This window comes from Snodgrassella sp. CFCC 13594 (assembly GCF_001590725.1).
Classification (GTDB): domain Bacteria; phylum Pseudomonadota; class Gammaproteobacteria; order Burkholderiales; family Neisseriaceae; genus Snodgrassella.
This window is the reverse complement of sequence record NZ_LQXR01000002.1, coordinates 26,445-51,670: the sequence shown is the minus strand read 5'-3', so window position 1 is coordinate 51,670 and position 25,226 is coordinate 26,445. Positions and strand designations below refer to the sequence as shown.

22 protein-coding genes and 3 pseudogenes are annotated in these 25,226 nt (G+C 49.9%); 8 read left to right on the top strand and 17 right to left on the bottom strand.

The features are described 5' to 3' along the window. The first annotated feature begins 152 nt into the window (after positions 1-152). Both dnaJ and A2F46_RS01915 read left to right on the top strand, forming a co-directional pair. The gene (gene dnaJ, locus A2F46_RS01920) at positions 153-1,262 is read left to right on the top strand and encodes a molecular chaperone DnaJ (protein WP_066565989.1); all 1,110 of its coding nucleotides are present in this window, start codon (positions 153-155) and stop codon (positions 1,260-1,262) included. 145 nt (positions 1,263-1,407) lie between these two features. Further along, a complete protein-coding gene (locus A2F46_RS01915; protein WP_066565987.1) occupies positions 1,408-2,004 on the top strand; it encodes a tetratricopeptide repeat protein in 597 nt (198 codons plus the stop codon). 151 nt (positions 2,005-2,155) lie between these two features. On the opposite strand, the pseudogene ftsX reads toward A2F46_RS01915, so the two are convergent. The 13 genes and pseudogenes from ftsX to A2F46_RS01855 all read right to left on the bottom strand — a co-directional run bounded on the left by ftsX (position 2,156) and on the right by A2F46_RS01855 (position 14,171). Beyond that, positions 2,156-3,072, bottom strand: a pseudogene (gene ftsX, locus A2F46_RS01910) (permease-like cell division protein FtsX). Then, positions 3,063-3,715 (bottom strand): annotated as a pseudogene (locus A2F46_RS01905) (cell division ATP-binding protein FtsE). The pseudogenes ftsX and A2F46_RS01905 overlap by 10 nt, the downstream one beginning before the upstream one ends. A gap of 65 nt (positions 3,716-3,780) precedes the next feature. Beyond that, a complete protein-coding gene (gene ftsY / locus A2F46_RS01900; RefSeq protein WP_066565985.1) occupies positions 3,781-5,226 on the bottom strand; it encodes a signal recognition particle-docking protein FtsY in 1,446 nt (481 codons plus the stop codon). A gap of 246 nt (positions 5,227-5,472) precedes the next feature. Continuing rightward, entirely contained in the window at positions 5,473-5,676 is a 204-nt protein-coding gene (locus A2F46_RS01895) for a hypothetical protein (RefSeq protein ID WP_066565984.1), read from the bottom strand. Positions 5,677-5,745: 69 nt separating this feature from the next. Continuing rightward, the gene (locus A2F46_RS01890) at positions 5,746-6,111 is read right to left on the bottom strand and encodes a hypothetical protein (protein ID WP_066565983.1); all 366 of its coding nucleotides are present in this window, start codon (positions 6,109-6,111) and stop codon (positions 5,746-5,748) included. Positions 6,112-6,375: 264 nt separating this feature from the next. Next, entirely contained in the window at positions 6,376-7,872 is a 1,497-nt protein-coding gene (locus A2F46_RS01885) for a CoA-acylating methylmalonate-semialdehyde dehydrogenase (RefSeq protein ID WP_066565981.1), read from the bottom strand. Between the two features lie 356 nt (positions 7,873-8,228). Then, positions 8,229-9,599, bottom strand: coding sequence for an adenylosuccinate lyase (gene purB, locus A2F46_RS01880; protein WP_066565979.1), 1,371 nt, complete (start codon positions 9,597-9,599; stop codon positions 8,229-8,231). Positions 9,600-9,676: 77 nt separating this feature from the next. Then, a protein-coding gene (gene prfB, locus A2F46_RS01875; protein ID WP_156471535.1) for a peptide chain release factor 2 occupies positions 9,677-10,781 on the bottom strand; the annotation gives its coding sequence in 2 pieces (ribosomal slippage) (positions 9,677-10,699 and positions 10,701-10,781; 1,104 coding nt in all). Positions 10,782-10,891: 110 nt separating this feature from the next. Further along, positions 10,892-11,614, bottom strand: coding sequence for a VIT family protein (locus A2F46_RS01870; RefSeq protein ID WP_066565977.1), 723 nt, complete (start codon positions 11,612-11,614; stop codon positions 10,892-10,894). Positions 11,615-11,656: 42 nt separating this feature from the next. After that, positions 11,657-12,556, bottom strand: coding sequence for a patatin-like phospholipase family protein (locus A2F46_RS01865; RefSeq protein WP_066565975.1), 900 nt, complete (start codon positions 12,554-12,556; stop codon positions 11,657-11,659). A 30-nt stretch (positions 12,557-12,586) separates the two neighbouring features. Beyond that, on the bottom strand, positions 12,587-13,417 hold the full coding sequence (locus A2F46_RS01860) for a class I SAM-dependent methyltransferase (RefSeq protein ID WP_066565974.1): 831 nt from the start codon (positions 13,415-13,417) through the stop codon (positions 12,587-12,589). Next, complete coding sequence (locus tag A2F46_RS13380) at positions 13,414-13,641, bottom strand: alpha/beta fold hydrolase (protein ID WP_369796304.1); 228 nt, start codon at positions 13,639-13,641, stop codon at positions 13,414-13,416. The genes A2F46_RS01860 and A2F46_RS13380 overlap by 4 nt, the downstream gene beginning before the upstream one ends. Next, positions 13,587-14,171, bottom strand: coding sequence for an alpha/beta fold hydrolase (locus A2F46_RS01855; RefSeq protein ID WP_231867680.1), 585 nt, complete (start codon positions 14,169-14,171; stop codon positions 13,587-13,589). The genes A2F46_RS13380 and A2F46_RS01855 overlap by 55 nt, the downstream gene beginning before the upstream one ends. Between A2F46_RS01855 and A2F46_RS01850 the strand changes: the two genes are divergently transcribed. From A2F46_RS01850 to dld, 6 genes and pseudogenes are all read left to right on the top strand, one after another. Beyond that, positions 14,170-14,892 (top strand): ComF family protein, encoded by a 723-nt coding sequence (locus tag A2F46_RS01850; protein ID WP_082783538.1) that lies wholly within the window; start codon positions 14,170-14,172, stop codon positions 14,890-14,892. The genes A2F46_RS01855 and A2F46_RS01850 overlap by 2 nt on opposite strands. A gap of 499 nt (positions 14,893-15,391) precedes the next feature. Continuing rightward, positions 15,392-16,066 (top strand): septal ring lytic transglycosylase RlpA family protein, encoded by a 675-nt coding sequence (locus A2F46_RS01840; RefSeq protein WP_066566407.1) that lies wholly within the window; start codon positions 15,392-15,394, stop codon positions 16,064-16,066. Between the two features lie 89 nt (positions 16,067-16,155). Next, positions 16,156-16,733, top strand: a pseudogene (ruvA, locus tag A2F46_RS01835) (Holliday junction branch migration protein RuvA). Between the two features lie 14 nt (positions 16,734-16,747). Next, positions 16,748-17,422 carry a 5'-3'-deoxyribonucleotidase gene (locus tag A2F46_RS01830; protein ID WP_231867679.1) on the top strand — a complete coding sequence of 225 codons (675 nt, stop codon included), beginning with the start codon at positions 16,748-16,750 and terminating at the stop codon, positions 17,420-17,422. A gap of 50 nt (positions 17,423-17,472) precedes the next feature. Next, entirely contained in the window at positions 17,473-19,320 is a 1,848-nt protein-coding gene (locus tag A2F46_RS01825) for an ABC transporter ATP-binding protein (protein WP_066565969.1), read from the top strand. 134 nt (positions 19,321-19,454) lie between these two features. Beyond that, entirely contained in the window at positions 19,455-21,152 is a 1,698-nt protein-coding gene (gene dld, locus A2F46_RS01820) for a D-lactate dehydrogenase (protein WP_066565967.1), read from the top strand. A gap of 72 nt (positions 21,153-21,224) precedes the next feature. Here the strand turns inward: dld and lnt are convergent, their stop codons facing one another. The 4 genes from lnt to ybeY all read right to left on the bottom strand — a co-directional run bounded on the left by lnt (position 21,225) and on the right by ybeY (position 25,173). Beyond that, positions 21,225-22,799, bottom strand: coding sequence for an apolipoprotein N-acyltransferase (lnt, locus tag A2F46_RS01815; protein ID WP_066565966.1), 1,575 nt, complete (start codon positions 22,797-22,799; stop codon positions 21,225-21,227). Positions 22,800-22,821: 22 nt separating this feature from the next. Next, positions 22,822-23,709 (bottom strand): DUF808 domain-containing protein, encoded by an 888-nt coding sequence (locus A2F46_RS01810; RefSeq protein ID WP_066565965.1) that lies wholly within the window; start codon positions 23,707-23,709, stop codon positions 22,822-22,824. A 100-nt stretch (positions 23,710-23,809) separates the two neighbouring features. Then, on the bottom strand, positions 23,810-24,658 hold the full coding sequence (locus tag A2F46_RS01805) for an HlyC/CorC family transporter (protein ID WP_066565964.1): 849 nt from the start codon (positions 24,656-24,658) through the stop codon (positions 23,810-23,812). After that, positions 24,658-25,173 (bottom strand): rRNA maturation RNase YbeY, encoded by a 516-nt coding sequence (gene ybeY, locus A2F46_RS01800; RefSeq protein ID WP_066565963.1) that lies wholly within the window; start codon positions 25,171-25,173, stop codon positions 24,658-24,660. The genes A2F46_RS01805 and ybeY overlap by 1 nt, the downstream gene beginning before the upstream one ends. Between the last annotated feature and the right edge of the window lie 53 nt (positions 25,174-25,226).

Below are 25,226 nucleotides of genomic sequence, written 5' to 3'. Positions count from 1 at the left end.
ATTCCTCATTGCCTCAAGCCAAGGTGTGGGTTTCTTCGGTGCAGCTGACTTGTATTTCACCTGAATGACCGCATATGGGCAGCATTTGTTATTGCATTCATTCTTTTCAGGCAGCCTAGCCTCTGCCGCAGTGATTCTGGAAACACAATACCATGACCGAAATTGATTTTTACGAAGTGCTGGGCGTGACCCGCACGGCCAGCGATGAGGAAATCAAAAAAGCCTATCGTAAAATGGCAATGAAATACCACCCCGACCGCAATCCGGATGATGCGAATGCGGAAGAAAAATTCAAAGATGTACAAAAGGCCTATGCCATTTTGTCTGACCGAGAAAAACGTTCGGCTTATGATCAATATGGCCATGCCGGGATAGACCCCAACATGGGTGGTGCCGGCGGTTTTTCTGGTGGCTTCGATTTTGGCGATATTTTTAGCCAGATGTTTGGTGGTGCCGCAGGTGGTGGTCGACAGCCCAATTATCAAGGGGCTGATTTACAGTACAACATTGAAATCAGCTTGGAAGAGGCTGCTCATGGCGTCAAAAAAACCATCACCATTCCCACTTATGAAGAATGCGATGTGTGTCATGGTAGCGGTGCTAAAGAAGGGACATCGGCCACAACCTGTTCGATGTGTGGTGGCAGTGGCACGGTGCATGTGCGTCAGGCCATTTTTCAAATTCAGCAAACTTGTCCGCAATGTCATGGTACTGGCCGCGAAATCAAAAATCCGTGTTTGAAATGCCACGGTGAAGGGCGCGTGAAAACGCGCAAAACCGTGGAAGTATCGATTCCCGCCGGTATTGATGATGGTCAGCGTATTCGCTTGAGTGGTGAAGGAGAGCCAGGCTCACATGGTGCGCCTGCAGGTGATTTGTATGTATTGGTGAGTGTGCGTGCCCATCAGGTATTTGAACGCGATGGCATGGATTTGCATTGTGAACTGCCCATTAGCTTCACTATTGCAGCGCTGGGTGGTGAAGTAGAGGTACCCACAATCGATGGCAAAGTCAAACTGAATATTCCCAAGGAAACGCAAACAGGGCGGCGCATGCGTGTGCGTGGGAAAGGCATTAAATCCGTGCGATCTGCCGCTGTGGGCGATCTGTACTGCCATATTGTGGTGGAAACACCGGTGAATTTGACCGATCGACAGAAAGAATTGCTGGAAGAATTTGAAAAAATCTCCACGGGCATGGACCGAGCACAAACACCCCGCCAAAAATCCTTTATGGATAAACTGCGCGACTTGTTTGAATAAACCCAGTGGCGGCTGGATGGATGATGGTTCATATCCGGCCTTCTGTTGCGTGCTTATGAGCAAAGCTGCCTGAAGTTTCAGGCAGCTTTTTGCATGGGCATTGATTAGTGTTTATGCTGTTGTTTTATGTAAAAGAAGGGCGAGAATGAAAACAAAATCATACAGCCTGGTTTTGAGTATTGTGCTGAGTGTGGCATTCGTTGCATCTTTAACGGCCGCCCCTACTCTAGCTCGCTATATTGAGTTGGCCCAAAAAGGTGATGCGCCAGCACAAGTATGGCTGGGTATGGTTTATATCCATGGTACGCAAGAGGTGGTACGCGACCCGCTCAAGGCACAGCATTATTTTCAGTTGGCAGCACGGCAAAATTCAGCTGATGGATTTTACAATTTGGGCCTAATGAATGAATGGGGCGACGGCATCCCAATGAACTATGCCTTGGCCAAACGCTATTATGAACAGGCCATTGCCTTATCCGGCCATAAAGAAGCCTTGAATAATTTGGGTTTTATGTATGTTAAAGGGCTAGGGGTTCGTAAAAATGCACAAAAAGCCAGCGCATTGTGGCAACAAGCTGCGGCCAAAGGACATGCGGGTGCGCAGCAGAGCTTGGCGGTACTGTATTATTTGGGAGATGGTGTGCCGAAAGATGAAGCGAAAGCCCGTTATTATGCACAATTGGCGGCACAGCAAGGCAATAACGAAGCGAAGGCACTGTTGAATCACTTACCCCAACCTTAATATGACCGCAGGCATAAACGGCGTGCGAATAATGGTCAAATCAGGCTGCCTGAAGTTTCAGGCAGCCTGATTTTTTCTTTCATCAATAGGTTAGATCACGCTTTTGATGATTCTCGCCATCTGTTCCAACGCCATTCGCAAGGGGTGCAAATCAGCGTTTGGCGCGGAAACTCAATAAATGCTGCTGGGTGGCCAGCCAAGCACCGGCGACGCCTAAGCCGCAAACCAACACCAAGACAGCGGCCATTTCTGTGCCGGTAAAGTAGCGCCAAGCCAAATCAATGCCGTATGGTTTAAAAATGGCGGTTACCAAAGGCTGGGTACTCCGTACTAACCACCAGCACAAGCCCAAACTGATGACCGCGGACAACAGACTTTGCCATGCCGCCAAATAGAGAAAGGGGCGACGGATAAAAGAGGCAGGCGCCCCCAGTAATTTGGTGATTTCAATTTCTTCACGATGGCTGAGAATTTGCAAACGGATGGTATTGTGGGCCACCAATACAAAGGCTACGCCTAAGGTGATGGCGAGGAACCACAAAATTTGGTGCACAAATTGGTCGATTTGGTACAAGGTCTGCATCCACTCCGCGTCCATTTTCACGCTTTCCACCATGGGTAAGCGGCCCAACTCCGCTGCCAAGGCTTTGAGGGCATCGGGCGTGTCGTTTTTCGGTGTCACCACAAATACATCTGGCAGCGGATTGCTGTCGAGCATGGAGACCAAATCCTGCTCGCCCATACTGTGTTGCAACTGAGCCAAGCCTTGTTGTTTATCGACAAAATCCACCTGGGCAATGTGGGCATTTTTTTTCAATGCTTGTTGCACCACTTGGTTGTTGGCACTATCGGCATTCAATTCCATATACAGGGTAATGGTGGGCGCTTCATTGAGTTTACCCAAAACCTGTTGGCTGCTTTGCACGCCCAAATATAAGCCAACGGCAAAGTCATGGCAATGGCCAGCATGAGCAAAATCAACAAAGTACCCATGGGCTGCCTGAATAACTGGCGCAAGGCTTTGGCGGCAGCTTCACGGTGCAGTGATAGATAAGGCATCATGCGTATAACCTCCCGTCTTGCAAACGGATGATGCGGTGACCATAGTCGGCCATCAGGCTTTCGTCGTGTGCAGCCACCATGACGGTGGTGCCTGCTTCATGAAAGGTTTTGAAGAGTTCCATGATGTCCAATGCGTATGCGCGGTCTAAGTTGGCTGATGGCTCATCGGCGATCAATAGGCTAGGTTGGTGCACCACGCTCGGGCGATGCACAAGCGCTGTTGTTCACCACCAGAAAGCGTAATCGGATCGGCCAGCTCGCGCCCGCCCAAGCCCACTTTTTCAATAGCGATGCGCGCGCGTTTGTCGGCCTGCTTGGCGTCATAACCAATGATGCGCAAGGGCAGCAATACATTTTGCAGTACTGTGCGGTCAAACAAAATTTTATGGTCTTGGAAGACAATCCCAATGTGCTGTCGTAAAAAGCCGAGCTGATTGTCGCCTAAGTGTCCTAAATCTTGGTTATTGAGCCACACGTGTCCTTGGCTGGGCTTGATGATGCCGCTGATGAGTTTCAATACGGTGGACTTGCCAGCACCAGAATGGCCAGCAATGAAAATCATCTCGCCTTTGTCGATGTTGAAGCTGAGGTTTTTCAACGCATGAAAACCACCCGGATAGGTTTTGGAAACTTGTTCAAAGCGAATCATGTTGCGTTCCGTGATTTCAAACTGCTGCCAGTGAATAGCAGTTGCCTGAAGGTTAACGAAAAAAATTAATGTTCATCGTCGATTAACGCATCGACAAAGGCGCGTGCATCAAACGGGCGTAAATCATCAATGCTTTCGCCCACACCGATAAAGCGCACAGGGATGGGGCGTTTGGCAGCCAATGCAGCCAATATACCGCCCTTGGCCGTGCCGTCTAATTTAGACACAATCAATCCAGTGAGGCCCAATGCATCATCAAAGGCAACCACTTGGTTAATGGCGTTTTGGCCCACGTTGGCATCCAATACCAGCATAATTTCGTGGGGCGCATCTGGCATTGATTTTTGCAACACCCGTTTCACCTTCTTGATTTCTTCCATCAGATGCAATTGCGTGGGTAATCGGCCGGCCGTATCCGCCAACACCACATCAATTCCGCGAGCCTTTGCTGCCTCCACAGCGTCAAAACACACGGCTGCGGAATCGCCCGAAGATTGAGAAATCACCGTAACTTGATTGCGCTCACCCCATTGTTGTAATTGTTCGCGAGCCGCCGCACGGAAAGTATCACCAGCGGCCAGAAGCACGCTTTTGCCTTGCGATTGAAACAATTTTGCCAATTTGCCAATGCTGGTGGTTTTCCCTGCCCCATTCACGCCGGCCATCATAACCACAAACGGTTGTGCCGATGGGGTTATGACCAAAGGTTGTTGTAAAGGTTTGAGCAATTCATAAAGCGCGTCTTTTAAGGCACCCCGCAATTCATGGGCATTCTTTAAACCCTTTAAGCTTACGCGATCACGTACTTCTTTTAAGAGCTTTTCTGTGGCTTCAATGCCCATGTCACTGGTGAGTAATACGGTTTCCAGCTCTTCATATAAGTCTTCATCAATTTTCCCGCCGCCAAATACCCCGGCCAATGATTTGGCCATGTGGTTCCGCGATTTGCTCAGGCCCTGTTTGAGTCTGGCGGCCCATCCGAGCTTTGCAGGCTGTTCGGGTTCTGTTTTTGCCAAGTCTGTCGGCGCGGTGAATGTTTTTTCTGATTCGACTTGTGTTATGGGCGTTTCTTCGCCAGTAGCTGCCTCGGGCACCGCAACTGCGGAGGCACCGGAATGTAGTGTTGGCGTCATTGCTGCAGGCAATACCCAATCTTGCTGCACGGTTTCGGATGCAGCATGGGGTAATGCTGATGGTGAATCTGTGGTTACTGTTTCGGTACTATTTTTTTTTTCGCCGTCATCGGCTGGAAATTGATCGTTGGGTAAAGGCGGCGGCAGATTCGGCTCGGTATCCAATAAATCGCTCACCATGCCGCTGATGGGATTTTGTTTTTCCTGCTCAGCTACTGTGGCTTTTTGGACTTCGGTTAGCGGCGGATTGACTTCACCTGGTAAATCATCACTTGGGAAGACATCATTGTTATAGGGTTGTGGTTTGACTTGGCTGGTTTCAACGGCTGATTCTTGGGTTTCTTCAACCGGCTTTTTTTTCTTGAAAAATCCAAACATGGCTTATCCTGATTCGTCGTTGTAGGCGGTGCAAGTGTCGTGGCGGAGCCAAACGGCTGCTCATGCCCATGTGGTTGCTATTGTAGCGCACTTTAATCCCTATATTGGCATCGCTGTAATGGACATCCATACATAATGAGCGGTTGCCGATGAAAAGGCCGGATGCTTGGACGAGTTGTTAGGAATAGATGTTAATAGAAAGGCTGCCTGAATGTTTCAGGCAGCCTTGGTTGGATGGGGTTGATTTTATTCTGCGGACAGACCCCATTCAGCTAATTTGTGTTTGAAACTTTCCAAATCGAAAGTATCAGTATGGGTGATGACCACGCGGCCATCATTGGTGTTGACATTTATCAGGCGGACGCCAGGAAATTGTTCGCCTTCGGCGACCAATTTGCGTGCATTATCCTCGTTGCCGACACCGGATACCTTGATGAGTGTTTGAGGCATGATTGTCCTTCATTATTCATATTATGGATAAGTCGAATTATTTTTATTATGGATAGTATTTATATGCGATCAACGGTCTAAGCTGCGTTCCACATCAATCAAGCCACGGCGGGCTAAAGCCAAGTTGGATTTGTTTTTGTCCAATACACAATACAAAAATAAGCCATCCAAACGTTTCAATGGACGGATCAGGTGGTATTGTTTCCCCAATGAAATCAAGATGTCGTCAATTTCATCTTTCAAACCCAGCATGCCCATGGTTTTGCGTTTGGCACGCATCACTTCGGTATTACCGGCCGCCGCAATTTCCAAATCAATGGCACCTGATCCGCCACCAGCAAGCATCATACCACTGTCAAAATCCACAACTGCTGCGGCCAAGGCGCCATCGATATTCAGCATTTCAGCAACTGCATTATCGTAATTTGTCGACATAAATTTTTCCTTTAATCAATTTAAATGGTCATTGAACCATGGTAAACCATGGGCATATTAATGATACTGCATAAAATGCCCTTGGCAATATATCCCATTTAAATTTACATAAAAATAAAATAAATTTGGTTATCCATGTGTGGTATTGAAAAGGGCTGGTTAGCTGGGATAAAGAATGTGATTAATAAATAGTATATTAGCTCAAAATATAGCTGCCTGAATCATTCAGGCAGCCTAGGAATACATTACTTAATTTAAATGAGATTAAAGTGTGGGCATCGAGAAGCTGGCCCCTTCTCGAATTTCGGAAGTGGGCCAGCGCTGGGTAATGGTTTTGCGGCGTGTATAGAAACGTGCGCCATCTGGGCCGTAGGCAGACAAATCGCCAAACAACGATTGTTTCCAGCCGCCAAAGCTGTGGTAGGCCACTGGCACCGGTAAGGGGATGTTGATGCCCACCATGCCCACTTGAATGTGATCGCTGAAATAGCGTGCAGCTTCACCATCGCGAGTGTAGATGCAAGTACCGTTGCCATAGATGTGGTCATTAATCAGTTGCATGGCTTCTTGCATGGTGGCGACGCGCATCACTTGTAAAACTGGGCCGAAAATTTCTTCTTGGTAGCTCACCATATTGGGTGTGACATGATCAATTAGCGTGGCGCCCACAAAAAAACCTTGTTCATAGCCCAAAGGCTTGGCGCCGCGACCATCCACCACAATCGTTGCACCTTCTGCGGCGGCGCTGGCGATATAGCCTTCAACCTTGGCTTGGTGGGCAGCGGTAATCACGGGGCCGAAATCATTGCTGGTGTCGCTAAACACGCCTACTTTGAGGGATTGCATGGCGCTGCTGATTTTGGCAACCACTTGATCGGCCACTGCATCCCCCACACACACCGCCACTGATAAAGCCATACAGCGTTCACCTGAGGAACCAAATGCCGCGCCTAATAATGAGTTAACCACATTATCCAAATCGGCATCCGGCATCACAATGGCGTGGTTTTTGGCACCGCCCAAGGCTTGACAGCGCTTGCCATTGGCGGTTGCGGTGGCATAAATATATTGGGCTATTGGCGTCGAGCCCACAAAGCTCACCGCTTGGATTCTTTTGTCGGTCAATAATGTGTCTACGGCTTCTTTGTCGCCATTGATGACATTAAATACCCCATCTGGTAACCCTGCTTCTTGCAGTAATTGGGCCAAATACAAGCTGGCACTGGGGTCGCGCTCAGACGGTTTCAACACAAAGGTATTGCCGCAGACGATGGCCATGGGAAACATCCACAACGGTACCATAGCCGGAAAATTAAAAGGCGTAATGCCGGCCACTACGCCCAGAGGTTGAAATTCACTCCAAGAATCAATATTAGGCCCCACATTTTTAGAAAACTCGCCTTTGAGAAATTCGGGCGCAGCGCAGGCATATTCCACATTTTCAATGCCGCGCTGTAGTTCACCGGCGGCATCATGCAAGATTTTGCCATGTTCTTCGCCAATCAAGGTGCAAATGGCATCGCGGTGTTGTTCTAGCAACTCTTTGAACTTAAACATCACTCGCGCCCGCTTCATCACCGGCGTATCTCGCCATTCAACAAAAGCGTGTTGCGCGGCTGTGATGGCGTCTGCAACGGTTTGCGGGCTAGCCAAGGCCACTTGCTTGCTGACCGCTCCGGTGGCTGGGTTAAATACTGCTTGCGTGCGCGTATGATCCGCCACTAATTTGCCGTTGATAAAATGTCCTAATGTTTGTGTCATGCTGTTTCTCCTGTGTAGATAATGCGTATTTACCATACTTATTCGTAAATTTCGATGGTTTTGCGCTTTTGTGCAAACCAATCCTGCTGCGGTGATTTTGGGGCATGCGGTTCTTAATCTGGGATGCAGCCAATTGAGAATCTGGTTGCAAGCATGCAGAACCGTTGCGTGATTATTTTTGTTGCCACTGCTGATTTTGACGTGGTCAGTATATGCCGTTATTGAGGTGTATATTTCCGCGCTTTACTGGATATGAGTCAAAGATGGTTTTGCCTTGATGATAAAGATAAAAAAAGGCTGCCTGAAAGGGTTTCAGGCAGCCTTGGGATTCAATCAATCAATTAAATGAATCTTGTTTAAATGCGTTCAGCCAGTTCTTGGGCTTTACCCACATACAGGGAAGGCGTCAAAGCCAACAACTGGGTTTTGGCATCATCTGGGATGGCCAATTGCTGGATAAATAAGCGCAAGGTATCGGGGGTGATGCCGTGTTTGCCGCGCGTCAATTCTTTTAATTGCTCATAGGGATTGGCCACGCCATAGCGGCGCATCACTGTTTGAATGGGTTCTGCTAATAGTTCCCATGTGGCGTTTAAGTCGGCCTGGATGGCGGCTGGGTTGATTTCCAATTTACGCAGGCCACGCAAATGCGCGGCTAAGCCGAGTATGGTATAGCCCACGCCCACACCCATGTTGCGCAATACGGTGCTGTCGGTCAGGTCGCGTTGCCAGCGGGAAATAGGCAGCTTCTCGGCCAAAAAGCCCAAAATTGCATTGGCCATGCCCAAATTGCCTTCTGAGTTTTCAAAGTCAATGGGGTTCACTTTGTGCGGCATGGTGGATGAGCCCACTTCGCCTGCTTTGACTTTTTGTGTGAAGTAGCCGATGGAGATGTAGCCCCATACGTCGCGATTGAAGTCAATCAAAATGGTGTTGATGCGGCTGATGGCTTGGAAAAACTCGGCCATGTAATCGTGCGGCTCGATTTGGATGGTGTAGGGATTGAAGGTAAGACCCAAATCGTATTCCACAAACCGACGACAGTGGCCTTCCCAGTCAACATCGGGGTAGGCCACCAAATGGGCGTTGTAGTTGCCTACGGCACCATTGATTTTGCCCAGAAATTCTTGGTTTTTGATGAATCCGATTTGGCGTTTTAAGCGTGCCACCACATTGGCTATTTCTTTCCCCAGTGTGGTGGGTGTGGCCGGTTGACCATGGGTGCGGCTCATCATCGGCAAAGCAGCATGTTCATGCGCCAAGTCGCGCAAGAGGGCGGATACTTCGCTTAATTTGGGCAGCAATACTTCATCGCGTGCTGTTTTCAGCATCAAGGCGTGTGACAAATTATTGATGTCTTCACTGGTGCAGGAAAAGTGAATAAATTCGCTCACAGCCAATACTTCAGGAACGCCGGAGAAGCGCTCTTTGAGCCAGTATTCAATGGCTTTAACATCGTGATTGGTGGTGGCTTCAATGGCTTTCACCGCCTCGGCATCGGTTACCGAAAATCCAGCAATTACTTTGTCTATTTCACTGATGGTGTAGGTGCTGAATGCCGGAACTTCGGTGATTTTGGGTTCGGCGGCCAAGGCTTTGAGCCAGCTCAATTCAACCTGTACGCGTGCACGCATCAACCCGTATTCGGAAAAAATGGGCCGTAAATCTTCGCCAGATTTGGCATAGCGGCCATCTAAAGGGGACAGTGCGGTTAAAGGATTAATCATGGCGCTCTCTACTGTTAAAAGAATAGAATCATATAAAAACAGGCTGCCTGAACGGTTTCAGGCAGCCTGTGCGGCGCTTACACGCCTTGTTTCAAGCTGGCTTCAATGAAGCCGTCCAAATCACCATCCATCACGGCTTTGATGTTGCCCACTTCATAGCCGGTGCGCAAATCCTTGATGCGTGATGAGTCGAATACGTAGGAACGAATCTGATGACCCCAGCCCACGTCGTCTTTGCTGGCTTCTAAATTTTGTTTTTCTTCATTACGGATGCGCATTTCGCGTTCAAACAATTTGGCTTTCAGCATGTTCATGGCTTCTTCGCGGTTGCGGTGCTGAGAGCGGTCATTTTGGCATTGCACCACAATGCCGGTGGGCTCATGGGTAATGCGCACCGCTGAATCGGTTTTGTTAATGTGCTGGCCGCCGGCGCCTGAGGCGCGGTAGGTATCGGTGCGCAAATCAGCTGGGTTAATTTCGATTTCAAAGCTATCGTCCACTTCTGGGTAGACAAACACGGATGCAAACGAGGTATGACGCTTGTTATTGGAATCAAATGGCGAATAGCGAACCAATCGATGGATGCCGGTTTCGGTGCGCAGTAAACCATAGGCATATTCACCATCTAGTTTGATGGTGGCGCGGTTGATACCGGCGATTTCGCCTTCGTCTTCTTCTAAGATTTCTACGGTAAAGCCTTTGCGTTCAGCATAGCGTAAATACATACGCAACAGCATGCCGGCCCAATCTTCGGCTTCGGTGCCGCCAGCCCCGGCCACAATGTCGATAAAGCAGTTGTTGACGTCAGCCGGCTGGTTGAACATGCGCTTGAATTCCAAATCGGCCATTTGCTTTTCTAATTCGGCCACGTCGGTTTCGACCGCCATAAAGCCATCTTCATCGCCTTCTTCTACTGCCATGTCCAAAAGCAGGCGATTGTCGTCTATGCCGCTGTGGATGTGATCCAGCGTGAGTACAATGCCTTCCAATAGCTTACGTTCTTTACCAATTTCTTGTGCTTTTTTGGGGTCATTCCACAGATCGGGATCTTCTGACAAACCCACCACTTCTTCCAGACGGTCTTTTTTGCCGTCGTAGTCAAAGATACCCCCGAATGTCGTGGCTGCGGGTTTCCAAGTCGTCTAATTGATTCTTCAATTGATTGATGCGTTCGGCTTCCATGCTGATGATTCCAGACAATATGTTCTTGAAAATAGGCGTGTATTATACGGGAAAAGCGGCTGCTGGGCGATGCTGAAAATGTTTCAGGCAGCCCTGCATGCATCATGGCACTAACCCAAGAATTGGCTGCCAATCAAACGGCCGATGCCATAAGTCACCAGCATGGCCAATAAGCCTCCGGCCACGTTGCGCCACGTTGCTGGCCGAGTTGGTGCGTGACCCAGTTTGGCTGACGTATAGCCGGTGATGCTCAAGGCAATGGCCACAGCCAATACCGTTACCCATAAGGCGTTTTGGGCGGTAGCCATCAATACAGACAGCAGTGGCACCAAAGCCCCCAGTGAAAATGAAATGGCCGAGGCAATGGCTGCCTGCCAAGGATTGGTGTAGCTGCCTAAGCGAATGCCCAGTTCCATTTCAGCATGGGCGGCGAGCGCATTTTGTCGGGTCAGCTCACGGGCTGCTTCAAAAGCGATGCCGCGATTGAGGCCTTTGGCTTCCAGAATGTCTGTGAGTTCCGTTAATTCAGCACTGGGTTTTTGGTGTAGTTCTGCTGCTTCGTGTTTGACGGCAGCACGTTCAGTATCGCGCTGCGTGGACACCGATACATATTCTCCGGCTGCCATCGACAATGCGCCCGACACCAAGCCTGCCACTCCTGCTACCAAAATGGCCGTATGATTATCTGTGGCACCCACAACCCCCAATACCAAGCCTGCCGTTGAAACGATGCCATCATTGGCGCCCAACACCCCTGCCCGCAACCAATTAAGTTTGTCGGCTAAATCTTCGTGTTGTGCCGCCACGCGTTTTTGTGCTTGTTGTTGTGTCATGTTGTTTCCTTCAAAACAATGTCATTGGTTAGGCGGTGGGGCTCAGTTGGTCCGATAGCGGGATAGCGCTGCGCGAATTTGCGGCAGCGCGGCGCGGGCGGCCTGCTCACCCAGCTGGATGGCTTGTTCTTTTTCATCGAAGCCACCTACCGAGCCCAGCCGCTGTACCTGTGGCCGAATCACCACGTTGGCTTGCTTTAATTCATTATGCAGTGCCGCTGTGCTCATGATGTTGAGACTTTGATCCAGATAAGAAAAGAAACCGGTGCTGGATAGTTTGGCTGGCTTGGCCGAAATGTCTACAGCAATGACCACATTGGCCCCCAACCGCCTCGCCGCACTCACTGGTACTGGCGCCACCAAGCCGCCGTCAACATAGCGCTTACCATTAATGGTAGTGGGCTGGAACACATTGGGAATGCTGGCCGACGCGCGCACCGCTTGGCCTGCATCGCCGCGGTTAAACACGGCCATGCGCCCGCTACCAAATTCTGTGGCTACTGCGGCGAATTTTTTCGGGAAAGCCTGTATCGGTCGGTTACCGACTTTTTGATTGATGTAATTTTGAAGTTTTTGGCCTCGTATAAAGCCTGTGGTGGAAATGACCGGATCCACTAAGTCGGTTTTTCCCAAAATTTGCGCCTCTAAAGACATGCGGTCTGGGCCCATACCGGATGCATACATGCTGCCCACGATCGCCCCAGCGCTGGTGCCAGTGACGACGCTGATGGGGATGTGGTTTTCTTGCAAAACTTTAATGACCCCAATGTGGGCAAATCCCTTGGAAGCACCGCCGCCCAATGCCAAGCCGACTATTGCTCGGGGTTTTTCTGTTGTGCTGGATGCGGAGGGCTTATTGATGCTGCCACAACTGGCCAATAGCAAAGACATTGCAGCAATCATCATCCATGGGCGGTGTGGCAGGTTTTGTTGAGTTTTCATGGGGTTTCTAACTTCCAATCCATTCATGTATTAATCAGATGTGTTGGTTTTTAAGGGTGTGGGCCGATGGGGGTAGAACTGTACCAAGGCTTGGTTGACGGGCAATACGGTTTTTTTGATGCCATGTCCATACACCAGCTCCAAGGTGACGTCGTGAACGGAGCCATCGGCCCATGCTTTTTCTAAAGCTCGAATGGCAGCCTGTTCGTCATGAAAATGCAGGCTTTGCCAAATGCCCGCAACTTGCATGTCGCAGATGAATCGTTGGGGCTGGGTGTATTGCAGTGTGAGCCTACTCATGTCCATTACTGGATCGTAAAAGCCATGGTGGAACAGCATGTCGCCCAAATCGTGCATATCAATGAACAGCGGCGTTGTTACGGCAATGCCCTGGGCTTGCCAGAGTGCCTGGATTTCTTTAAGTGTATCAGGGCCTACGTGGGTGAAAAACAACAAACCATCGGGTTTGAGTGCGTGTGCCCAATTGTCGAATACGGCGCTGGGTTCGGGTTGGTGCAGTAAGGCCAAATTGCCCCACACCATGTCTGCTGTTTCCTGATTGGGCAAGGCGTCACTGGCAGTTTGCGGCGGTAGCTTAGTGCCAATTTTTTGCCACAATGACCGCGATTGCTTACGCAGGGATAAGGCTGCCTGAAGCTGGGTTTTGCGGCTGTCATATTCGTGAAAGGCTGCCTGCGGATAACGGGCATTCAGACAACCATAGCTGTGGTTGGCATCGGCACCCGCTAAAATAATGTGTTGAGGTTGGGCTTTCACGGCCAGTAGCCGCTCATCCATGGTGGTGGCCAAATGCGCATGAATAAACCAATCATCCGCATTAGGTAGGGTTGTCTGACTCATGGGGCAAGGCGCTCCCAAAAATAGGTAATAAGGTGGGTGAACTCGGTGGTGTGGCTGAGGAATGGTGCATGGGCCGCTTGCGGGATGATATGCAATTGGCTTTGCGGAATGCATTGATGCAGGTATTCCCCCATGCGTACTGGGGTGAGGGCATCGCGTTGTCCGTAAATCAATAAAGTGGGGCAGCGAATGAGTGGTAAATCTGGCGCAAATCTGCGGCCAATAAGGCGGCTAATGCTGCGCGCAAACCAGTAGGCGTACCACCTGCTGCGATGGTGGGTAATAAATTTTCCACCTGACGGCGTGTTTCCTTCGCCGCATACATCATTTGTAGGCCCAAGAACTGTCCCATAGACTGCTGGTAATTTGTTTCAAATTGCGCCACCATGTCAGCAAAAGCTAGGCGTTTGAGTCCTTGGGGATAATTGGCATCGGCCATCACTTTGGGCAGACTATCGACTAGACACAAGGAGGCCACTTTATCAGGGTAGTGCGCGGCCATTTTGATGGCCACCATGCCGCCGAGCGACCAGCCCAATATGTGTGCCGGTTCACTCACTTGAGCCGCATACGCTGCGGCGATGGCGGATAGGTCGAAAGCATTTGTCGACAATGCTGTGGTACCGTGGCCGGGCAAGTCGGGTGCATGATAGGCTGCCTGAAAAGCACGTGGCAGCGCTGCATACACTGGATCAAATATGTGGTGATTCGCGGCCCAGCCGTGAATCAGCCAAACGGGATGAGGTGAGGACATGGGCAATCGTCTGTCTTGGCTGGCTAACATAGAACGCGCCATCATTGGCGCACCCTATTGCGTATTATGCCACGAAACCTCGTCTTCTTTAGGGCTGTGTGCGGGTTGTCTGAACGATATGCAGATACTGCGCTTGGATGAAAACCAAACGTGTCCGGGCTGCGCCCGCTTAAGCTTGCATGGTGTGTTGTGTGGCCATTGCCAGACGCACCCACCACCCACGGTGGCTTTATTTGCTTCTTATGCGTATCAACCACCCATCAGCACTTTATTGTATGCCTACAAACACCAACATCAAGCCGTATTGACACCTGTCATTGCGGCTTTGATGGTCGAGCACGCTCCGCCGTGGCTGGGTGCTGAAGTAATTGATGAGATATTGGTGCTGCCCATGCCATTGAGTAGAAAGCGTCTGTCAATGCGGGGTTTTAATCAAAGTGGTTTATTGGTTGATGCGTTGGCAAAGCATTATTGCTGGCCCGTGTTGTCACCATTGCGTATTGGCCGCATTCATCGCGCGGCGCAGTCCACACTGAAACAAGCCGAAAGGCTGCGCAATGTGCGCGGCATTTTTAAAATTAATGCAGATGTTAAGAATCGTAACGTGCTGTTAATCGATGATGTTGTGACCACTGGCGCAACAATCGCTGAATTGGCGCAAGCCCTGAAAAAAGCGGGCGCCCGCTCGGTTTGGGCGTGGGCCTTGGCGCGCCCATTATGAAAAATTTTTGACGGCCTTATGGTTTTTTTGGCATAGTAGCCCATCGTTAAGTCTATGATTTAATTGTTTACTGCTGTTTTTGTGTGCGGTTGTTGATGTTTGGAATCATGCTTGGATGCCGCTGTTTACGTGCGTTGGCGCGCCGTTTGGATCTGGCCTTTTCCGAATTCATTAACATTGAGCCATAACAATGGTTTTCAATTAATGTTTGATTGTGTGTTGCCGTTTTATACGTGCCAAACATGCCTTGATCATTCGCAATGATCATTATTGGTTTGAAATCTCAATGGGATTTTGCGCCATCGCCCAAGTAACAATATCACCTCATTTCTTTATTGATTGTTCAAACAGGTGGATTGTGGGCACTGCTATTTTTAACTCAAGAATGGATACCGGTTTGACTACGGCTAAGAATGTATTTTTTGTTGGGGTAAGTGCCACCATTGGCCTGTGTACCTTATTGATGAATCCTGCTGCGGCAGAACCGAATGGCCGCTTGATGGCGCCCGTTTATCACGCGCCGAGCGCGGTTCCGAAATTAAGTTCAGACAGCCCGGTTAAAACCGAGCAACTACACCGCACTGCCAACAAAAGCTATAAAGTAGCCGGCAAACGTTATTATCCACTGCAAAAAGTGGCTGATTTTTCCCAAGAAGGCAAAGCCTCTTGGTATGGCGGTCAATTTCATGGCCGTAAAACCTCATCAGGCGAACGCTACAACAAGCATCAGCTGACTGCGGCCCATCCTACGCTGCCTATTCCTAGTTATGCGCGCGTCACCAATTTAAAAAATGGCAAAACCGTTGTGGTTCGCATTAATGACCGTGGGCCATTCCACAGCAACCGCATCATGGATGTTTCCCAAGCCGCCGCTCAGCAATTGGGCTTCATCAGCCACGGTACCGCACGGGTGCGGGTTGAGCAGCTCCAAGGCAGTAAAGAGGCCGTGGCAACCAATAAAAATGGCAACATCTATGTGGATTTGCAGCACTTTCGCGATGTCAAAGAAGCACAGGCTTATTTGAATGCCACCAGCAAGCATTTAAAAGCGGTAAATAGCGATAACAAAGCTTCACTGGTGAAGGTCAAAAACAACTACGTGGTGCGCATGGGGCCGTTTCGTGAACAGGAACGTGCCGACAGCATGAAAAAAGCAGTGCTGACTGCACTGTAATCACTCCTAGAAATCACCTTTTTGCAGTTTGCGCCCGTGTTATCATGCACGGGCTTTTGTTATTGAAGCTGCCTGAACAAGGAGTGATTATGATTGGCCGTTTGCGTGGCACATTGGTGGAAAAAATACCGCCATTGTTGTTGGTGGATGTGCAGGGCGTGGGTTATGAGGTGCAGGTTTCCATGCAAACGTTTTATGCTTTACCGGCTTTGAGCGAAACGGTGCAACTGTATACCCAATTGGTGGTGCGCGAAGATGCACATTTGCTGTTTGGCTTCGGCACCGCCGAAGAACGTGAAACATTTCGGCAATTGGTGAAGGTGTCTGGTATTGGTGCCAAAACGGCCTTGGGTATTCTGTCGACCTTATCCAGCCAAGAGTTGGCTCAGGCGGTGGCGGCCGAGGATGTGAAACGCTTATCGGCGGCACCAGGTATTGGTAAGAAAACCGCCGAACGCATGGTGTTGGAATTGCGTGGTAAATTAGGTACTTCAGACGATGGAGCTTATTGGCGCCGTTGGCTGTAGGCAGTCATGGTGACATTGTGGGTACTTTGTTGGCACTGGGTTACAGTGAACGCGAGGCCCAGGCTGCATGCAAAGGGTTGCCTGAAAATACCGAAGTCAGTGAAGGTGTGCGCCTAGCTTTGAAAAATATGCTGAAGTGATAGAGGATGGCACGGTGGAATGCAAACTGCTGTTGATTGATCAGGATGGCGTATTGGCCGATTTTGATTTAGGCATACGTGAGGCGTGGCTTCGCCGTTACGGTGTACCTGCACCGCTGGGTGAGCGTCATCATTTTTACCTGCGTGATGACATGGAACCTGCCTACCATCAGCAATTGCATGCGCTTTACAGCGGGGTCGGTTTTTTTGCTAACTTGCCGCCTATTGAAGCGGGGCTGGATGCGATTCAGCGGTTGCTGGCTGCGGGTCACGATGTCCGTATATGTACATCCCCCATTCATGATTACCAACATTGTGTGACCGAAAAATTTGACTGGGTTCGCCAGTATCTGGGCGAGTCTTGGTTAAGCCGCATTGTGTTGACCAAAGACAAAACTTGGGTGCGTGGAGATATTTTGATTGACGACAAGCCCCAAATTTCAGGGAGTTTGTCGCCATTGTGGCAGCATTGGCTCTATGACCAACCCTACAATCGTGACAGCCATCATCCGCACCGAGTGAGGTGGTCAGACGAACGCACGTGGCTTCTTTGTTGCCGTTATCGGGCGCTTGTGATTGAAGCATCAAGCGGCGACCCCATATTGTTTTATGCCACAGACCGTAGTCAGATGACGAGAGCAAGCGCACAAAATCGTCCCACTGATTGTTCAGGCAGCCTTTTTAAGTGACCATATGAGTATTTTCTTTGCTTTATATGGCTAAAAACCTTGGTTAAATTATGTTGAACCGATTTTTTTCGTGGTTTGAAAACCGCATCAATCCCTATCCTGAAACCTTAACGCAACCTTCGCAAAAAAGTGTGGTGGCATTTATTTGGTCTTGTCTGGCTGGTTCGCGCGGCTGGTTGTTGGTGCTCACGCTATTGACGGTGGGGACGGGCATTCTAGAAGCGCTGATTTTTCAATTTATGGGCACCATTATTGATTGGATGGGGCAATACACCCCTGCCACACTCTGGGCTGAGAAAGGGTGGCCGTTGCTGGCTATGGTGGGTGTATTGCTACTGAGCATTGTGTGGTCGTTTGTGGCATCCAACGTGCGCTTACAAACATTGCAGGGCGCTTTCCCCATGCGCTTGCGTTGGCAGTTTCACCGCTTGATGCTGGGCCAGAGCATGGGATTTTATCAAGATGAATTTGCTGGACGGGTATCGGCAAAAGTGATGCAAACGGCGCTGGCGGTGCGGGATACCGTGATGTCGGTGGCTGATATGCTGGTGTATGTATTGGTGTATTTTGTGACATCTGGTGTGATTTTGGTGAGTTTGGATCGCTGGTTGTTGTTGCCATTTGTGGTGTGGGTGGTGTTATTTGTGCTGAGTTTGCGTTTGTTGATTCCCCGTCTGGCGCAAACCGCTCAGCGTCAAGCTGATGCGCGTAGTTTGATGACTGGCCGCATTACCGATGCCTACACCAATATCGCCACTGTTAAATTGTTTTCACACAGTGCTCGGGAGTCGGCATATGCGCGTGCTTCTATGCAAGAATTTCTGAATACTGTGCATGCGCAAATGCGCTTAGGTACGATTTTGGATAGCTTGAGTACGGCCATCAATATGTTGTTGATTGTGAGTACGGCGGCCTTAGGTGTGTGGTTGTGGATGCGCGGCCAAGTGGGAGTGGGTGCCTTAGCCACCGCTACCGCCATGGCATTGCGCATCAATGGTTTGTCTCATTGGGTGATGTGGGAAAGTGCGCGCCTGTTTGAAAACATCGGTACAGTACAAGATGGGATGAATACGCTGTCTAAACCCCACATGGTTGTGGATGCGCCCAAAGCGTTACCGCTCAAAGTGACCCAGGGCGATATCCAGTTTAAGCATGTTCATTTTGCTTATGACACTGATAAACCGCTGCTGCAGGATTTTAATCTACACATCAAGGCCGGCGAAAAAGTGGGATTGGTGGGGCGCAGCGGTGCCGGTAAAACCACGCTCACCAATTTGTTGTTGCGTTTTTATGATGTGCAACAAGGCGAGATCGATATTGATGGGCAAGACATTCGCCAAGTTACCCAAGAAAGTCTGCGTGCGCAAATTGGTTTGGTTACCCAAGATACCTCGTTGCTGCACCGATCTGTGCGCGACAATATTGTTTATGGTCGGCCGGATGCCAGCGCCGAACACATTAAACTGGCGGCAGAAAAGGCGGCAGCCGATGGTTTTATTCACACGTTGCACGATGCTAAAGGACGCCAAGGCTATGATGCTCATGTGGGCGAACGCGGTATTAAGTTATCGGGAGGCCAGCGCCAGCGCATAGCCATTGCCCGCGTGATGCTGAAAGATGCTCCGATTCTACTTTTGGATGAGGCCACCAGCGCCTTGGATTCTGAAGTGGAAGCCGCCATTCAAGAAAATCTGACTGAACTCATGCGCGGGAAAACGGTGGTGGCCATTGCTCATCGCCTGTCCACCATTGCAGCTATGGATCGCTTGGTGGTCATGGATAAAGGGCGGATCGTAGAGGAGGGGTCTCACGCAGAACTGCTGGCGCAAAATGGGGTGTATGCCAAGCTGTGGCAGCATCAAAGCGGGGGGTTCTTGCCCGATTCTGCGGATGCGTGAGGTAGTGGATAAAATGTTCATAAATGAAAAGATACTTTCATTCATGATGATTGCTGCGTAGCATAGTAGAATAATTGCATATATCACATCAAGCTGCCTGAATAACGCAGCAACACTCATTCGGAGCTTTAACCATGGCTACATTTGACGCACACACTTTGATCACTCAATTACAAAAAATTGTGGGCACCGAGCACACGCTCACCGACCCTGCACATACACTGCCGTACCGGCAAGGATTCCGTTTTGGTGTGGGCAATGCTTTGGCGGTGGTGATCCCGGGAACCTTATTAGAACAGTGGCAAATTTTGCAGGCCTGTGTGGCAGCCGATGTGATTGTCATTACGCAGGCGGCCAATACCGGTCTTACCGGTGGCTCTACGCCTGATGGTAATGATTATGACCGTCCTATCGTGATTGTCAGCACACGCCGTCTGGAAGGTGTGCAAGTGATTGAAGACGGTAAGCAGGTAGTGTGTTTGCCTGGTAGCACGCTCAATCGCTTGGAAAAAGCCCTATTACCGTTTCAGCGTGGTCCCCATTCCGTGATTGGGTCTTCCTGTATTGGTGCTTCGGTATTTGGTGGTGTTTGCAACAACTCGGGTGGCGCTTTGATTCAGCGCGGCCCAGCGTACACACAAATGGCACTGTTTGCCCAGGTGGACGAACATGGGCAGTTACAATTGGTGAATCATTTGGGCATTGATTTGGGCCAAACCCCTGAAGAAATACTCACCAACTTACAAAATCACCATTACCAGGCCAAGGATGTGCAACACGATGTGGGTGCTGGTCACGATCATGAATATTGCCATCATGTTCGTGAAATTGATGCAGATACTCCGGCGCGGTTCAATGCCGATCCATCGCGTCACTATGAGGCATCGGGTAGTGCCGGCAAGCTGATGGTGTTTGGCGTACGTCTGGATACATTTCCGTTGGAAAAAAATACCCAAGTTTATTACATTGGCACCAACAACACGGCTGAATTGGATGACATTCGCCGCCATATTTTGGCAAATTTTAAAAACTTGCCGATTTCTGGGGAATACATCCACCGCGAAGCGTTTGATGTGGCGGCCATATACGGCAAAGATACGTTCCTGCTGATTCAGAAATTTGGTACTGATCGTCTGCCCATGCTGTTTGATTTTAAGAATAAAGTGGACCGCATTGCTCAGAAAATTCCGTTTTTACCCAAATATTTTACCGATCATGTGGCGCAATTTTTGTGCAAATTTTTACCACCGCATTTGCCACAATCGCTGCGTGATTACCGCGACCGTTATGAACACCATTTGATTTTGAAGATGGGCGATGAAGGCATTGCTGAAGCCGATGCTTTTTTGAAGGAATTTTTCCAAGGCAAAGACAGCGCCTATTTCCGTTGTGATGCCAAAGAATCGCAAGCGGCCATGTTGCACCGATTTGCAGTGGCTGGTGCAGCAGTGCGGTATCGTGATGTACACCCCGATACGGTAGAGGACATCGTGGCTTTGGATGTGGCCTTGCGACGCAATGATAAAGATTGGTTTGAAACCTTACCTGACCACATCAATCAAGCCTTTATCCACAAGCTTTATTATGGTCATTTCTTTTGCCATGTATTTCATCAGGATTACATTGCCAAAAAAGGCACTGATTGCATGGCGGTTGAGGAAGAAATGCTGGCGCTACTGGATCAACGAGGCGCACAGTATCCGGCTGAACATAATGTGGGCCACTTGTATGAAGCCAAACCTGCACTCAAACAGTTTTACCGCAAACTGGATCCCACCAATAGCTTCAATCCGGGTATCGGTAAAACATCAAAAAAGAAAAATTGGCAATAATGGCGTTGTGTTGCAAAAAAGGCTGCCTGAAATGTTTCAGGCAGCCTTTTTTGAATATATATGTAGCGCGGATTATGCCTTAGTGGCGGGTTTATGGCGCCGGCCTCGCCACCACAGTGCCACGCACAACAGCACCAACAAGGCCATCAAAGGCCGACTGCTGCCCAATTGCATGTACGGGGTATTGCCTTGCTGTCCTTGAATCTCGGCAGTTAAAACCTGAGCAGTATCCGGCGGCAGCAGTGCGGTGATTTCGCCTTTGGGGTTAATGACGGCCGTCATGCCAGTATTGGTGGCGCGCACCATATATCGGCCCATTTCTAAAGCGCGAGCTTGTGATTGCTGTAGGTGTTGGTCCATGGCATGGGATTGGCCATACCAAGCCATGTTGCTGATATTGGCCAATAGACTAGATTGTTTGGCCGAGGCAATCAGCTCATCACCAAAGCCATCTTCGTAGCAGATATTGAAAGCCACGCGTTGGTTGCCCAAGCGCAAAGGTGCTTGCGCATCGCCACCACCTGAAAATCCAGCCAAAGGCATGTTCATTAGCTGGTAGAGCCAGCCTGTGAGCGCCGGTAACGGGATGTACTCGCCAAAAGGCACTAAATGATTTTTGGCATAATAAGGCAGCGTGGCCTCGGGTGTGTTGTCGTGGTAATCGGCCAGATTCACCACGGCATTTTGATAGCCGCGCCCATCGCTGGTGTATTGAACCATGCCCACTGCCAGTGCTGCGTGGTTGTGTTTGGCTGCAGCGGCGAACGCCGATAGTACTTGCGGCGGTAAATCTTGACGCATTACTGGGATGGCGGTTTCCGGCAAAATAATGATGTCGGCTTGGCTGTGTTGTACTTGCTGATAGTAGCGCGTTAATGTGGGCGCAAATTGTGCTTCATCCCATTTTAGACTTTGCGCAATATTGCCTTGTGCCAAAGCCACTCGGGCGTGGCTGCCATCTGGTTGTGTCCAGTGAATGCGCGCCAAGCCCATGCTGCCCAGCCACAAAGCCACTAAACCAATACTGGCATACATGCGGGTGGATTGGGTACCTTTAAGGAGCAATGCCAGCCATGCTCCCGTGCATGCGGTGGCTAAGGTGACTAAGGCGATACCGGATAGCGGTGCCCAAGCGGCGAGCGGCGAGGCGGCAATTTGTGAATACCCCAGCGCACCCCAGCCAAAACCGGTCAGCGCGTGTTCGCGTATAAACTCAGTCAATGTCCACAATAGTGGCAATACCACACCCATGCGCAGACTTTCAGGCAGCCTGAACAAACCCAATAACCAAAAACTGAGTGCTGGATACACCGCCAGATAAGCAGGCAGCAGCAAAGTGAGCGGAATGGCAAACAATTGAGGCAATCCCGCAACATCATGCAGCGCAATATTGATCCAATAAAATTGCGCCGAATAGGCCACCAAGCCCCATAAATAGGCACTTCGAATCTGCCTGTCTGGGCGAAGTAGGGTAAGCAATACCAGCAAGGCAAACAGCAGCGGCAACAGCCAAAATAGGCGGTAAGGTGCAAAGGCCCACGGTGTGGCGGCTGCCGAACCAATCAGCAAAGGCCAGTATAGCCACGGGCGTGCCAGTGTGGTTTGCCAACGAGGCGACGTGGTTGGGGAAACAGCAGATGAGGTCATGGGTGTCTTTGTTTGTCTGGGGTTAATGTGCTTTGGCGCGTCGTTGGCGCCACGCCATCAGTGGCAGTACCACCGCACACACCACCATGCCGGTTATGATGCCCACCACCAAATTAGCGAGCATGTTCATGAGCCCGCTGTCCCAGTGTTGCGCGTGCAAGAAATCATGCACAAATGCCAAGCCGTGTACCATGATGCCACCGCCCACCAAAAACATCGCCAGCATGCCTGCTACTGCCAGCAAGCGCATGAGCCAGGGGACGGTCACAATTAAACCTTTGCCCAAGGCGCGTGCCAATGCAGAGGATTGGCGGCCTAACCACAAACCAGCATCATCCATTTTGACGATGCACGCCACCACGCCATACACCAATACCGTCATGCCCACACCGATTAACGTCATGACCACTGCTTTGGGCCACATCGCCATATCGGCCACCACACCCAAGGCGATAATGATGATTTCTGCCGATAAAATGAAATCAGTACGCACCGCACCGCGGATTTTTGCTTGTTCATCTGCCGGAGTGCTTATGTCCTCAGCGGCTTGGTGTTGATCAGCGGCGTGTTCGCCAGAACGTATTTTGTGCCATAGTTTTTCCACCCCTTCAAAGCACAAATAAGCACCACCCACCATCAATAAAGGGGTAATTAACGCGGGTATAAAATAAGAAATCAGCAAAGCCAGCGGGATCAAAATGATTTTATTGATTAAAGAACCTTTGGCCACGGCCCAAATGACCGCCAATTCTCGGTCAGCTTGGACGCCGGTGACCTGATTGGCGTTGAGCGCCAAATCATCGCCCACGACGCCAGCCGTTTTTTTGGCCGCCATTTTGGTCATCAAGGCAACATCATCCAAAACCGCAGTGATGTCATCCAATAAAGTGAGGAGGGAGGCAAATGCCATGGTCAATCCTTAAATAAGCTGAAGCAACAATGCGGCCATGCCAGCGAGGTCAAAACATATTCAGGCAGCATTAAGGCTGCCTGAAATTAAGAAAGCAAGCTTAATCGGCCTGGTTTTCGTCGTTATTGGGGGTGACCATCAAGGTATGCAAACGGCGTGCATCGGCGCGTGCTACAGTGAAGTTTAGCTTGCCGATGGTGATTTTTTCACCCCGCACGGGCAAATGGCCAAACTCTTGAATAACCAGTCCGCCAATGGTGTCCACTTCTTCATCGCTGTATTGAGTGCCAAAAAACGCATTGATGTCGGCAATTTCAGTGATGGCATTCACACGGAAGCGCTCAGCAGAAACCGCAAAAATATTGTCGGCACTGTCGTCCTCGTCAAACTCATCTTCGATGTCACCGATGATTTGTTCGATGATGTCTTCGAACGTTACTAAGCCTGAAATGCCGCCAAATTCATCGACCACAATGGCCATGTGGTTGCGTTGTTCGCGAAATTCTTTGAGTAGGCTATTGAGTGATTTGCCTTCGGGCACGAATACTGGTGCACGCAATACCTGTTCCAGCTGAAATTGATCCGGCCGATTCCAATACTTAAGTAAATCTTTGGCGTGCAAAATGCCCAGAATCTGGTCTTTGTCTTCACCAATCACGGGAAATCGGGAATGCGCAGTGTCCACAATGTAAGGCATGATGCGCTCAAGGGGCTCGTCGGCTTTAATTACATCCATCTGGCTGCGCGTTATCATGGCGTCGCGCACTTCCAAGTCAGCAAAATCCAGCGAATTTTCCAATAATTGCAGCGTGTCGGCATCAAAAATTTGATTTTCGTGCGCTTCACGCAGGGTTTGCGCCACATCTTCTGCGTTTTCCGGTGCATCGCCGGTAATGCGGCTGATTAAACGTTCAAAAAAACTCGGCGGCTTCGACTCGGTGTCGTCCATCAGTATTCATCCTGTGCGTAAGGGTTATCGTATCCTAGCTGATGCAGGATGCGGATTTCAAGTGCTTCCATGATTTCGGCCTCGTCATCATTCATGTGATCATAGCCCATCAGATGTAAGGTGCCATGAACCGTGAGGTGGGCATAGTGTGCGATTAGGTGCTTGTGCTGTGCGGTGGCTTCGCGCGCCACCACTGCGGGGCAAAACACCAAATCACCGTGAAGGCTGCCTGAATCGGGTAAACACATGTCTTCGCCTTCGTTTAAGGCAAAGCTCAATACATTGGTGGCGTAATCTTTATCGCGGAAATCATGGTTGAGTGTTTGTGCTTCTGCTTCGTCACACAGCGACACGGAAACGTGTGCTTGGCGGTAATCATTTTTGCAGCTTTGCCACACCCAGCGACAGAAATCGGCTTGGCTGGGGATGGTTGAGGTGCTGCTGCGGTTGTCTACCCACACTTGGCAGTGTTGGCGCCAACGCGCTAAAAAAGGGTTATTTTTGGCGTGTTTCATGACAATAAGACTATTTTTGGGTTCAGGCAGCTATTGTAACGCAAAGCGGTTGG